Genomic DNA, 13757 nt, shown 5'->3' on the forward strand with positions numbered 1-13757 from the left:
GTCATCCTGATGGTGGGACATATTCCTGTCGTCTTGCTCAGCTTGACGTACGTGGCGGGGGAACGGTTGCTCACGGAACACTTACGAGTGGGTCACGGTCCAGCGCCGGGCGCGCCGCCGGGGGTGCCGGCGATGCGCCCGGCCCACCCGCTCGTACGGTGGACCGGGAACGTCCGGACCTACGGTTGAGACTCCCCGCGAATCAGGGCGAGCACTCCGTCCAGTTCGTCGGGTTTCACCAGGACGTCGCGGGCCTTGGATCCCTCGCTGGGGCCGACGATGTTCCGCGACTCCATGAGGTCCATCAGACGGCCGGCCTTGGCGAAGCCGACGCGCAGCTTCCGCTGGAGCATCGAGGTGGATCCGAACTGGGTGGACACGACCAGTTCGGCCGCCTGGCACAGCAGGTCGAGATCGTCGCCGATGTCCTCGTCGATCTCCTTCTTCTGCTTGCCGCCGACCGTGACGTCCTCCCGGAAGACGGGCGCCATCTGCTCCTTGCAGTGCCGGACGACCGCCGCGACCTCCTCCTCGGTCACGAACGCGCCCTGCATACGGGTCGGCTTGTTCGCGCCCATCGGCAGGAAGAGCCCGTCGCCCTTGCCGATCAGCTTCTCGGCGCCGGGCTGGTCGAGGATGACGCGCGAGTCGGCCAGGGACGAGGTGGCGAAGGCCAGCCGGGACGGCACGTTCGCCTTGATCAGACCGGTGACGACGTCCACGGACGGCCGCTGCGTGGCGAGCACCAGATGGATGCCCGCCGCGCGCGCGAGCTGCGTGATGCGCACGATCGCGTCCTCGACATCGCGCGGCGCGACCATCATCAGGTCCGCCAGCTCGTCGACGATCACCAGCAGGTAGGGGTACGGCTGGAGTTCGCGCTCGCTGCCCTCGGGCGACTTGATCTTGCCGTTTCTGATCGCCTCGTTGAAGTCGTCGATGTGCCGGAAGCCGTACGCCGCGAGGTCGTCGTAGCGCAGGTCCATCTCCCGTACGACCCACTGGAGCGCCTCGGCGGCCCGCTTCGGGTTGGTGATGATCGGCGTGATCAGGTGCGGGATGCCCTCGTACGCGGTCAGCTCCACGCGCTTGGGGTCGACGAGCACCATGCGCACGTCCTCCGGGGTCGCGCGCATCATGATCGAGGTGATCAGGCAGTTGATACAGGACGACTTGCCGGAGCCGGTGGCACCGGCGACGAGGATGTGCGGCATCTTCGCGATGTTCGCCATCACATAGCCGCCCTCGACGTCCTTGCCGAGCGCCACCAGCATGGGGTGGTCGTCCTCGGCGGCCTCCGCGAGGCGCAGCACGTCACCGAGGTTGACCATCTCCCGGTCGGTGTTGGGGATCTCGATGCCGACCGCGGACTTGCCGGGGATCGGACTGATGATCCGCACGTCGGGACTGGCGACGGCGTACGCGATGTTCTTGGTGAGCGCGGTGATCCGCTCCACCTTCACGGCCGGGCCCAGCTCCACCTCGTAGCGGGTGACCGTCGGGCCGCGGGTGAAGCCGGTGACGGCCGCGTCGACCTTGAACTCGGTGAAGACGTTCGTGAGCGCGGCGACGACGGCGTCGTTTGCGGCGCTGCGCGCCTTGCCGGGGCCGCCGCGCTCCAGAAGGTCCAGGGCGGGCAGGGAGTAGGTGATGTCGCCGGAGAGCTGGAGCTGCTCGGCGCGCGGCGGCAGGTCACGGTGTTCCTGCGGAGGCGCCTTGGTGAGGTCGGGCACCGCCGGCTCGGCCGTGAGCCGCTCCTGCTGGGGCCGTGCGGCCGGCACGGGCGTCGGCGTCGTCGGCTCGCGGTCCCCGACGCTGACCCCCTGGGTGAGGTCGGCGACGAGCGGGGACGGCGGCATGCCGTGCAGGACGGCGCCGTCCAGGGCGGCAGCGGCGGCCGCCGCGACGTCCACGGCGTCCGTCTGCCGGTCCATGGCGGGCTGCTGCACGGCGGGGCGCCGGGAGCGGCCGCGCCGCCGTGCGATCGCGTCCCGCTCGGCCGCCTCCGGGTCGTAGGACTGGTCGGCGGAGCCTCGTCGCCGGGAACGGGGCAGCGCCTCGCGCCACTGCTCGTCGTACCGCTCGTCGTCCTCGCCGGGGAAGTCGTCCGGGGCGTGCAGAAGGCCCAGCTTCACACCGAGCAGCCGCAGCCGCTGCGGAATGGCGGTGACGGGTGTGGCGGTGACGACGAGCAGCCCGAAGAAGGTGAGCAGGACGAGCAGCGCCACCGCGAGGGCATCGCCCATGGTGTACGTCAGCGGTGTGGCCGTGCCCCAGCCGATGAGGCCGCCGGCGTCCCTTATCGCCTGCATGCCGTCGCTGCGGGCGGGACCGCCGCAGGCGATGTGCACCTGCCCGAGCACCCCGATCACCAGTGCGGACAGGCCGATGACGATACGGCCGTTGGCCTCCGGCCGCTCCGGGTGCAGGATCAGGCGCACCGCGATCGCGCCGAGCAGTATCGGCACGAGCAGGTCCAGCCGGCCGAACGCGCCGGTGACCAGCATCTCGACGAGGTCGCCCACGGGGCCGCGCAGACTGGCCCAGGTGCCCGCGGCGACGATCAGCGACAGGCCGAGCAGCAGGAGCGCGAGGCCGTCCTTGCGATGCGCCGGGTCGAGCCCCTTCGCGCCCCGCCCGAAGCCCCGAAGCATCGCCCCGACGGCGTGCGCGAGGCCGAGCCAGAGGGCGCGTACGAGTCTGTACACGCCCGCGGTCGAGCTGGGCGCCGGCGCGGGGGCGGGCTTCTTCACCACGGACTTCCTGGCGGGCGCCTTCTTCGCGGCGGCCTTCTTCGCGGGGGCCCTCTTCGCCGGAGCCTGCCTCGGAGCGGCCGCCTTCTTCGCGGGCGACTTCTTGGCTGCGGGACGTGAGGCCATGAGTGTGAGGTTACCGGTGGAGGCGACAGGGGACACGCGTGGCCACTGCTTCACCCGTTCGTGTCGCCCTGGGGGAGGCACGAAACTGACGCGGGCTCAAGCGGCTGCGCCGCTTGGCGGAGAAGCGTGGCCGGACACAGGACTGACACCAGAGCTCCGGGACCGGCACCGGGGGCCACGACCCGCGGCCGTCGCCCTCCTGCTCACCCGTGGAGCGAACCCCCGTCAGCTCTGGGACGGAACCGGCGCCGTGCCGCTGCCCGTGCCCGGTTCCAAGGCGTCCAGGGCGCGGCGCAGGCCCGTGAGTTTGCGCTCCAGATGGGCCGCGGTCGCCACCGCCGCCGCGTCTGCCGACTCGTCGTCGAGCTGCTTGGACAGCGCCTCGGCCTGCTCCTCGACCGCTGCGAGCCGAGCGGACAGCTCGGCGAGCAGCCCGGCCGGCTCCTTGCTCTCGCCGGCCGCGGACTTGCCGCCGCCCTCCAGCTGGAGCCGCAGCAGGGCCGCCTGCTCGCGCAGCTGGCAGTTCTTCATGTACAGCTCGACGAACACCGAGACCTTCGCGCGCAGCACCCACGGGTCGAACGGCTTGGAGATGTAGTCCACCGCGCCTGCCGCGTACCCCCGGAAGGTGTGGTGCGGGCCGTGGTTGATGGCGGTCAGGAAGATGATCGGGATGTCACGTGTCCGCTCCCGCCGCTTGATGTGCGCGGCGGTCTCGAATCCGTCCATACCCGGCATCTGGACATCCAGCAGAATGACCGCGAAGTCGTCCGTCAGCAGTGCCTTGAGCGCTTCCTCCCCGGACGATGCCCTGACCAGCGTCTGATCGAGCGCGGAGAGGATGGCCTCCAGCGCCAGCAGATTCTCCGGCCGGTCATCGACCAGGAGGATCTTGGCCTTCTGCACCATGGCCCGCCCTCCTCGCCCCGGCGTGGGGCCTCCCCTGTCCTCAGGACTCGGAGTGACACCTTCCGGAGCCACCCCAGGGGACGACTCCCTTGCGCCGCCCGTCCTTGTGCCGGTCATCGTAGCCGCACCCCGCCTGTCGCCACACCCTGTCACCGCGATGTCACTGTGCACATAACAGAAACGCGGCCGGGGACCAGAAGGTTCCCCGCACACCGCACTTCTACACGGCCCCGGCAACACCCGATCAGCAACTCCGAGTGAACATTCGGCGCCCCTTCCACCGCCCGGACGTCCACGTCACTGCACACGCATCCACTGTTCCATCACGGAGAGGAGATGATCGGGGTCGACCGGCTTGGTCACATAGTCCGATGCGCCCGACTCGATGGCCTTCTCACGGTCCCCCTTCATCGCCTTCGCCGTCAGCGCGATGATCGGCAGCCCGGCGAACTGCGGCATCCGCCGGATCGCCGTGGTCGTGGCATAACCATCCATCTCGGGCATCATGATGTCCATCAGGACGACCGCGACATCGTCGTGCTGTTCCAGCACCTCGATGCCCTCCCGGCCGTTCTCGGCGTACAGCACCGACAGGCCGTGCTGCTCCAGAACGCTGGTGAGCGCGAAGACGTTGCGGATGTCGTCGTCGACGATCAGCACCTTCTCGCTGTCGAACCGCACGCCCTGCCGCACCTTGGGCCCCTCCTGCTGCTCAGCGGGCCACTGCTCCTGCCCCCCGACGGCGCCGCGCTGCCCACCCGCGGAGACCGCCCTGCGCCGCCGCCGGAAGAGGGCCGCGGGCCCGTTCTGGGTCTCCTGGTACGACTTGACCTCGGCCGGGGTCTCGATGTCCGGCGCGGACAGCTCCGCCTCGGACGCCAGCAGCTCGTCCGCCTCCATGGCGGGCGCCAGCTGCGAGTAGCCCTGCGGCGGCAGTTCACTGGGATGCAGCGGCAGATACAGGGTGAACGTCGAACCGCGTCCGGGTTCGCTCTGCGCATGGATCTCGCCGCCCAGCAGCCGCGCGATCTCGCGCGAGATGGACAACCCGAGGCCCGTGCCGCCGTACTTGCGGCTCGTCGTGCCGTCCGCCTGCTTGAACGCCTCGAAAATCACCCGCATCTTGCTCGCCGCGATGCCGATGCCGGTGTCGGCCACCGAGAAGGCGATCAGTTCCGCGTCCGGCTCCCGCAGCGCGCCGGCCTCCAGCAGCTGCTCCCGGATGGCCAACGGCACATCGCTGCCCGCCGGGCGGATGACCAGCTCCACGGCCCCGGTGTCGGTGAACTTCACCGCGTTGGACAGCAGGTTGCGCAGCACCTGAAGCAGGCGCTGCTCGTCGGTGTGCAGCGTGGCGGGCAGCTCCGGCGACACCCGTACGGAGAAGTCGAGTCCCTTCTCCGCGGTCAGCGGCCGGAACGTGGCCTCCACGTAGTCGACGAGCTGCACGAGGGCGATACGCGTCGGCGAGACGTCCATCTTGCCCGCCTCGACCTTCGACAGGTCCAGGATGTCGTTGATCAGCTGGAGCAGGTCGGAACCGGCACCGTGGATGGTCTCCGCGAACTCCACCTGCTTCGGCGAGAGGTTCCCCTCGGCGTTGTCGGCGAGCAACTTGGCCAGGATCAGCAGCGAGTTGAGCGGCGTGCGCAGCTCGTGCGACATGTTGGCCAGAAACTCGCTCTTGTAGCGCATGGAGACCGCGAGCTGCTCGGCGCGCTCCTCCAGGACCTGCCGCGCCTCCTCGATCTCGGTGTTCTTTACCTCGATGTCCCGGTTCTGCTGGGCCAGCAGCTCGGCCTTGTCCTCCAGTTCGGCGTTGGAGGCCTGGAGTGCCTTCTGCCGCTGTTCCAACTCCTCCGACCGGAGCCTGAGTTGCTCGGTCAGCTCCTGCGACTGCTTCAGCAGCACCTCCGTCTTGGTGTTGACGGAGATGGTGTTGACGCTCGTCGCGATCATCTCGGCGATCTGGTTGAGGAAGTCCCTCTGGATCTGCGTGAACGGGGTGAAGGACGCCAGCTCGATGACGCCGAGCACCGTCCCCTCGAACAGCACCGGAAGGACGATCACCTGCGCGGGGGGCGCGTCCCCGAGCCCGGAGGAGATCTTCAGATAACCGCTCGGAGCGTTCTCCACGAGGATCGTGCGCTTTTCCTTGGCGGCCGTGCCGATCAGCGCCTCACCCGGCCGGAACGACGTCGGCATGGAGCCCATGGAGTAGCCGTAGGACCCCAGCATGCGCAGCTCGTACGCCTCGTCCGCGTCGGCCGCCAGGTCCTTGCCGTCGACCAGCGGCATGGAGAGGAAGAACGCGCCGTGCTGCGCGGAGACCACCGGCGTCAGCTCGCTCATGATCAGCGAGGCCACGTCCTCCAGATCACGGCGGCCCTGCATCAGGGCGGAGATGCGGGCCAGGTTGCCCTTGAGCCAGTCCTGCTCCTTGTTGGCGATCGTGGTGTCACGCAGGTTGGCGATCATCTTGTTGATGTAGTCCTGAAGTTCCTGGATCTCGCCCGCGGCATCCACATCGATCTTCAGGTTGAGGTCGCCGCGGGTCACCGCGGTCGCCACGCGCGCGATGGCACGCACCTGCCGAGTCAGGTTCCCGGCCATCTCGTTCACCGACTCGGTGAGGTCCCGCCAGGTGCCGTCGACGTCACGCACGCGTGCCTGACCGCCCAGCTGTCCCTCGGTGCCCACCTCGCGGGCCACCCGGGTGACCTCCTCGGCGAAGCTGGACAGCTGGTCGACCATCGTGTTGATCGTCGTCTTCAGCTCGAGGATCTCACCGCGGGCGTCAATGTCGATCTTCTTCGTCAGGTCACCCTTGGCGATGGCCGTGGTGACCATGGCGATATTGCGCACCTGACCGGTCAGGTTGGACGCCATCTGGTTCACGGACTCGGTGAGGTCCTTCCACGTGCCGGCCACGCCGGGTACGTGCGCCTGACCGCCGAGGATGCCGTCCGTGCCCACCTCACGGGCCACCTTGGTGACCTGGTCGGCGAACGAACTCAGCGTCTTCACCATGGTGTTGAAGGTGTCGGCGAGCTGCGCGACCTCGCCGCGCGCCTCGATCGTCACCGTCCGCGTCAGGTCACCGTTGGCGACGGCCGCCGCGACCTGGGAGATGTTGCGCACCTGCATGGTGAGGTTGTTGGCCATGAGGTTGACGTTGTCGCTGAGGTCCTTCCAGATGCCCGTCACGCCGGGCACGTGCGCCTGGCCGCCGAGGATGCCCTCGGTGCCCACCTCGCGGGCCACCCGCGTCACCTGCTCGGCGAAGGACGACAGCTGGTCGACCATCGTGTTGACGGTGGTGACCAGCTCGAGGATCTCGCCCTTGGCGTCGACGGTGATCTTCTTCGACAGGTCGCCCTTGGCGACGGCGGTGGTGACCTCGGCGATGTTGCGCACCTGGATCGTCAGGTTGTTCGCCATGAAGTTCACGGACTGCGTGAGGTCCTTCCAGGTGCCCGAGACACCCTGCACCTCGGCCTGGCCGCCGAGGATTCCCTCGGTGCCCACCTCACGGGCCACCCGCGTCACCTGCTCGGCGAAGTTGGAGAGCTGGTCGACCATCGTGTTGATGGTGTTCTTCAGCTCCAGGATCTCGCCGCGCGCATCCACGTCGATCTTCTGCGACAGATCACCCCGCGCCACCGCCGTCGCGACCTGCGCGATGTTGCGCACCTGGGTGGTGAGGTTGCCCGCCATGCCGTTGACGGAGTCGGTCAGGTCGCGCCACACACCGGCCACGCCCGGCACCTGCGCCTGACCGCCGAGCCTGCCCTCCGTACCCACCTCACGGGCCACCCGCGTCACCTGCTCGGCGAACGCCGAGAGCTGGTCCACCAGGTTGTTGATGGTGTTCTTCAGCTCCAGGATCTCGCCGCGCGCATCCACGTCGATCTTCTGCGACAGATCACCCCGCGCCACCGCCGTCGTCACCTGGGCGATCTGCCTCACCTGCGAGGTGAGGTTGCCCGCCATGAAGTTGACGGAGTCGGTGAGCTCCTTCCAGGTGCCGGAGACACCCGGCACCACGGCCTGGCCGCCCAGACGGCCCTCCGTACCGACGTCCCGGGCCATGCGCGTGACCTGGTCGGCGAACGCGGACAGCTGGTCCACCATCGTGTTCACGGTGTTCTTGAGCTGGAGCATCTCACCGGACACGTCCACGGTGACCTTCTGCGACAGGTCGCCGTTGGCCACCGCCGTCGTGACCTGCGCGATGTTGCGCACCTGACCGGTGAGGTTGCGGAACGCCGTGTTGACGGAGTCCGTGAGGTCCTTCCAGGTACCGGCGGCGCCCGTCACCTGCGCCTGGCCGCCCAGCTCACCCTCGACACCGATCTCCCGCGCCACCCGGGTGACCTCGGCACCGAAGGCGGACAGCTGGTCCACCATCCCGTTGACGGTGTTCTTCAGCTCCAGCATCTCGCCGGCGACGTCGACGGTGACCTTCTGCGACAGGTCACCGCTGGCCACCGCCGTGGTGACGGCGGCGATGTCCCGCACCTGGGTGGTCAGGTTCCGGAAGACCGTGTTCACCGAATCGGTGAGGTCCTTCCACGTGCCCGCCGCACCCGGCACATTCGCCTGACCACCGAGCCGGCCCTCGGCACCCACCTCGTTGGCCACCCGGGTGACCTCGTCCGCGAAGGTGCGCAGCGTCTCGGTCATCTGGTTGATCGTCTCGGCCAGCTGCGCGATCTCGCCGCGCGCCGACACGGTCACCTTCTGCGACAGGTCACCGTTGGCCACCGCGGTCGTCACCTGCGCGATACCGCGCACCTGGGCGGTCAGATTGCCGGCCATCAGGTTCACCGAGTCGGTGAGGTCCTTCCACACGCCCGACACACCGGGCACCTGGGCCTGGCCGCCCAGCTCGCCCTCGGTGCCGACCTCCCGGGCGACCCGCGTGACCTCGGAGGAGAAGGACGCCAGCTGGTCCACCATCGTGTTGACGGTGTTCTTCAGCTCCAGCATCTCGCCGGCCACATGAACCGTGACCTTCCGCGAGAGGTCGCCCTTCGCGACCGCCGTCGTCACCAGGGCGATGTCCCGCACCTGGGCGGTCAGCCGGTACGCCATCGTGTTGACCGAATCCGTGAGGTCCTTCCACGAACCGGACATACCTCGCACACGGGCCTGACCGCCCAGCTTGCCCTCGGTGCCCACCTCGATGGCCACCCGCGTGACCTCGTCGGTGAACGTCGACAACTGGTCGACCAGGTTGTTGACCGTGCGGCCCACCTTCAGGAACTCGCCGCGCAGCGGATGCCCCGTGCCCTCCGGCCCCGGCGTCCGCAGCTCCATACGCGGCGAGAGATCGCCCTCGGCGACCGCCGACAGCACCCGGCTCACCTCGGAGACGGGGCGTACGAGATCGTCGACGAGCGCGTTGGACGCGTCGATCGCGGCCGCCCAGGAGCCCTCGCAGGCACCCGTCTCCAGCCGCTCGGTGAGTTTGCCCTCACGCCCGACCACGCGCCGCACCCGCGCCAGCTCCCCGGTCAGGTGAAGATTGCGGTCCGCCACCTCGTTGAAGACGGCGGCGATTTCGGCCATCACTCCGTCGCCGGAGACCGTCAGCCGTTTCCGGAAATTGCCGTCCCTCATCGACGCGAGGGCCGTCAACAGCCGGTTCAGGGCCGCCGTGTCCACCGCGGTGGTTCCCTTGCGCGCGGTGCGCTGGTTGCTCAGGGACTGTCCGCCTTTCGCGCGCGTGTTCGTGCCCCGCGTCGCTGCGCCAGACTCCACTGTGTCCCTCCCGCAGGTGGTCGACCATCACTGCTGTGCTCAGGGGTACTACTCGATGTAACCGGTCACTGGTTCGTAGGAGCGCCCGTTCCACCGGGCACGCGCGGTGCTCCTGCCCGGCTTGGCAGGAGCCACTCGGCCCGCCCGGAGCTCCGTTGGAAGCTTGCCCAGTGTTTCACCCTGCCTGAACCAGGCCATAACAGTTCGGCAGCTTCGCACACGCTTCGCACACCCTCCGGACGTAAACACCGGCAACCGGCATCCGCATGGACCGCGAAGGTAAGTAACCTTGCATGCGGCTGTCCAGCCGCGCCGGTCCGACCGGCCTGGGCGGTGGCACGAACACGAGCGGGCAGGCATCGGAGGGGCACCGCACCATGACCACCGGACTGCGTCCCGGGGGACACCCCCAGGATCCCCGGCAGAGGGCGAATGAGCCTTCGCCCCGGCAGGAGGGGGTCGGCCCGGGCGCCCCGCACGTCGAGAACCGGACAGGGAGTTCTGTGATCACCGCGCGCGCGGCCGCCAGCTTCGAGCCCGTCGGACGATCCGTGGCGACCGCCCGGTCCTTCGTCCGCGACACCCTCCAGGGCTGGGGCTTCGCGGACATCGTCGACGACGCCGTGGTCCTCACCAGCGAACTGGTCACGAACGCCGTCGTGCACGCGGGCACCGCCGCGGAGGTCCTGTGCCTGCGCAGCGACGACAACGTACGCATCGAGGTCGCCGACCGCTATCCGGAACGGGAGATCCCGCTCCAGTCGAGCGCCGTGAACATGGGCAGCCCCGACCGCGAGGGCGGCCGCGGCCTGCAACTCTGCGCCGCCCTGGCCAACCGCTGGGGCGTCGAGTACACCTCCACGCACAAACAGGTCTGGTTCCGACTCGATCTCCCGGAACGCCCCGTCGGCACACGCACGGCGGGTCCCTCGCTCCCCGCGAACCTCCTGCCGCTCGCGGACGGCCGGGTCCGCGTCGCGGTCGTCCAGATCGACCGCAAGGGCACCATCACCGCCTGGAACGAGGACGCGGAGGACCTCTTCGGATACGCGGCCGAACAGGTCACCGGCAGACCGCTCACCGACCTCGCCGCCTGGCCGCACACCCCCGGCACCAGCACGGGAATCGCCGAGGCCCTCCGGCTCTCCCGCTGGGAGGGCACCTACGGCATCCGCGGCGCCGACGGCCGGGTGAACCCCGTATACGCCTCCCACCTGCGCGTACGCGACACCGCCGGCGAACCGTCCACGGTCTGCCTGCTGGTGCGCGACCACGAGCGGGCCGTGCTCCAGACCCCCCTGCGGGGTCCCGCCACCGACTCGTCGACCGTCTCCGACGGCCAGACCCCGGACCCCTTCGAGGTCTTCATCGGCTCCCCGGCCCCCGACGATCTCGACGGCCTCCTCCAGCGCACGGTGGAGCGCGCCCGCGACATGCTCGACGGCGACGCCGCCTTCCTCCTGCTGGCCACCGACGACGAGACCGAGCTGGAGGTGCGCGCCTCGACGGGCCTGCCCTCCGCCCGCCAGCGCTTCGCCCGCGTCCCGGTCGAGGCGGGCCCCGGCCGCTACGGCTCGGCCCGTATGCCCGCCGTCCACGACGACCTGACCGCCGTACCGGGCGCGGTGCCCCTGCTGAGCGGCACGGGCATGCGCTCCGTGGTCACGGTCCCGCTGAAGGTGGAAGGCCGCCTGACCGGCTCCCTGGGCGTCGCGGCCGAGTCGTCCTCCCGGTACTCCAACGAGGAGGCGCTGCGTCTGCAGTTCGCGGCCGACCGAATCGCCCTGGCCGTGGAATCGGCCCGCCTCGGAGAGCTGGAGCGGCTGCGCCGCGGCTCGCTGAGCTTCCTCGTCGAGGCCTCCGACCTCCTCGCGGGCACGCTGGACCGGGACCAGACGCTGGCCCTCATGGCCCAGATGACGATTCCGACCCTGGCCACCTGGTGCGCGGTGTACACCATCGCCGACCAGGCGTCGGAGCCGTACCTCTCCTATGTCCTGCACGAGGACGAGGAACGCATCGACGGCCTCAAGGCGCTCCTGGCGAAGATCGCCCCGCCGGAACCCATCCCCACACCCGGTGCCCGGGTCTGGACGGCCCCGGCGGAGGCGGCCCACGAGGCGGCGCTGCGCACCTCCATGCGGAGCCTGGGCCTGGGCGAGCCGCCCCCACTCAGCTCCGGCATCGGCACGACACTGGCGACGGCCTCCGCGGTCGGCGGCGAGACGGTCGTACTGCCTCTCGTGGCCCGCAACCGCGTCATCGGCATGCTGACCCTCGGCAAGCCGACGGACGAACACTTCCGCCAGGAGATCCTGGAACTGGCCGAGGACCTGAGCCGACGGGCGGCCCTGGCCCTGGACAACGCCCGGCTGTACTCGGAGCGCACGGCCATCAGCCAGTCCCTCCAGCGCAGCCTGCTCCCGCCGGAGCTCCCGCGGATCGACGGCGTCGAGGTCGAGGTGATCTACCGCGCGGCCGGCGAGGGGAACGAGGTCGGGGGCGACTTCTACGACGTGTTCCCGATCCGCGACGGCGCGTACGGCTTCGCCATCGGCGACGTCTGCGGTACGGGCCCGGAGGCGGCCGCGGTCACCGGCCTGGCCCGCCACGCCCTGCGTCTGCTGGCCCGCGAGGGCTTCGGCGGCCCGGCGGTGCTGGAGCGCCTGAACTCCGCGATCCTCGACGAAGGGGCGCGCAGCCGCTTCCTGACGCTGCTCTACGGCGAGTTGTGGCCGCAGGAGGACGGCAGCGCCGTGCTGAAGGTGGTGTGCGCCGGCCATCCGCTCCCCCTGCGTCTGCGCCAGGACGGCACGGTGGCACCGGCGGCTGAACCGCAGCCGCTGCTCGGTGTGATGGAGGATCTGGAGCTGTACGAGCAGACGGTGACGCTCGATCCCGGAGACGTCCTGCTGTGTGTCACGGACGGCGTCACCGAACGCCGCGAGGGCACGCGCATGTTGGGCGACGACGGACTCACGGAGGTCCTCACGACCTGCACGGGCCTCACGGCGGGCGCCGTGGCCGCCCGGATCATGCGCGCGGTCGAACGCTTCGCCTCGGACGCCCCGTCGGACGACATGGCGATTCTGGCGATGCGCGTACCGGGTCTTCCCAAGGACTGAGGAAGGGGAAAACGAAGAAGGCCCCGCCCTGATGGGCGGGGCCTTCCGGTTGAGCCCCCAAACGGAATCGAACCGTTGACCTTCTCCTTACCATGGAGACGCTCTGCCGACTGAGCTATAGGGGCCTGTCACCATTTTCGAGGTTTCCCTCGCGGCAACGGAATAGATCATACCCCGAACTGGAGTGTGTTCCCAAACAGGAGGACACCCCTCAGAATGCGGCTTGCAGCAACCCTCCCAGGGCGTTGCACGCCGAGACGATCCGGTTCATCTCACGCTTCGTCAGCGAGGCGTCCACCGGCAGGGCGAGGGTCTCGTCGGCCGCTCGCTCGGTCTCGGGCAGATACACGTCCCGGCGGAACTCCGGCATACGGTGGACAGGGGTCTTCACCGGCACCCGGCACTCGACTCCCCTGGCCCGTACGGCCCGTGCGAAGGCGTCCCGGTCCGGCCGGCCGTTGCCCGGCACGCGCACGACGTACTGCTGATAGGTGTGACCGCCGCTGCCCTCGGGCGTCCGCACGCCCCGCAGCCGCCGGTCCAGGTACGCCGCTCGCTCGCGACGCTGGGCCACCTCGGCGTACGGCGTCTCGGACTCCCCCTGTTCCAGCACCAGGAGGCCGTGCCGCTGCCCGATCTCGTGCAGACGTGGCACGTCGGCGGGCTGGCCGAATCGGTGCACGACGACGACCGCGACGGTCTGCGGGCTCACCGCGGCTTCGACGACGAGGGGGTCCAGGCAGTACGTCACCGGGTCTATGTCGGCGAACACCGGGATCGCCCCGGCCTGGGTCACGGCCTCGGCAACCTCGATGTTCCCGAAGGCCGGCACGATGACCTCGTCACCGTGGCCGATACCTGCGGCCCTGAGCATTCCAGCGGTACCCATGGCTGGGATGCTCGTCCGGCAAAGTGAACGCAAAGTGACGGGCAACGCAAAAAAGCTGGTCCCCGAACCGAAGTTCGGGGACCAGCTCTGAAGTATTGTTCGGCGGCGTCCTACTCTCCCACAGGGTCCCCCCTGCAGTACCATCGGCGCTGTAAGGCTTAGCTTCCGGGTTCGGAATGTAACCGGGCG

At 69.4% G+C, this 13757-nt stretch carries 5 protein-coding genes, 1 tRNA gene and 1 rRNA gene; 1 reads left to right on the top strand and 6 read right to left on the bottom strand.

Annotated features, from left to right (window positions below):
- Positions 1-179 precede the first annotated feature (179 nt).
- The 3 genes from ABZ876_RS26890 to ABZ876_RS26900 form a co-directional block, all read right to left on the bottom strand.
- A complete protein-coding gene (locus ABZ876_RS26890) occupies positions 180-2915 on the bottom strand; it encodes a DNA translocase FtsK (protein WP_361786289.1) in 2736 nt (911 codons plus the stop codon).
- A gap of 189 nt (positions 2916-3104) precedes the next feature.
- The gene (locus tag ABZ876_RS26895) at positions 3105-3788 is read right to left on the bottom strand and encodes a response regulator (protein WP_361786292.1); all 684 of its coding nucleotides are present in this window, start codon (positions 3786-3788) and stop codon (positions 3105-3107) included.
- 297 nt (positions 3789-4085) lie between these two features.
- Positions 4086-9554, bottom strand: coding sequence for a HAMP domain-containing protein (locus tag ABZ876_RS26900; protein ID WP_361786295.1), 5469 nt, complete (start codon positions 9552-9554; stop codon positions 4086-4088).
- A 377-nt stretch (positions 9555-9931) separates the two neighbouring features.
- Between ABZ876_RS26900 and ABZ876_RS26905 the strand changes: the two genes are divergently transcribed.
- Complete coding sequence (locus ABZ876_RS26905) at positions 9932-12679, top strand: SpoIIE family protein phosphatase (protein ID WP_361786318.1); 2748 nt, start codon at positions 9932-9934, stop codon at positions 12677-12679.
- A gap of 52 nt (positions 12680-12731) precedes the next feature.
- On the opposite strand, the gene ABZ876_RS26910 is transcribed toward ABZ876_RS26905, so the two are convergent.
- The 3 genes from ABZ876_RS26910 to rrf form a co-directional block, all read right to left on the bottom strand.
- A tRNA-Thr gene (locus ABZ876_RS26910) sits at positions 12732-12804 on the bottom strand.
- Between the two features lie 86 nt (positions 12805-12890).
- Positions 12891-13553 (bottom strand): DegT/DnrJ/EryC1/StrS family aminotransferase, encoded by a 663-nt coding sequence (locus tag ABZ876_RS26915; protein WP_361786321.1) that lies wholly within the window; start codon positions 13551-13553, stop codon positions 12891-12893.
- A 112-nt stretch (positions 13554-13665) separates the two neighbouring features.
- Positions 13666-13757, bottom strand: a 5S ribosomal RNA gene (gene rrf, locus ABZ876_RS26920); the annotation flags it as partial.

Source organism: Streptomyces sp. NPDC046931, assembly GCF_040644655.1.
GTDB lineage: Bacteria > Actinomycetota > Actinomycetes > Streptomycetales > Streptomycetaceae > Streptomyces.

What these genes read in the sequence shown, in the direction of transcription:
- ABZ876_RS26895 (WP_361786292.1), bottom strand. Translation starts at nt 3,788, where the DNA reads ATGGTGCAGAAGGCCAAGATCCTCCTGGTCGATGACCGGCCGGAGAAT.
- ABZ876_RS26915 (WP_361786321.1), bottom strand. Translation starts at nt 13,553, where the DNA reads ATGCTCAGGGCCGCAGGTATCGGCCACGGTGACGAGGTCATCGTGCCG.
- ABZ876_RS26905 (WP_361786318.1), top strand. Translation starts at nt 9,932, where the DNA reads ATGACCACCGGACTGCGTCCCGGGGGACACCCCCAGGATCCCCGGCAG.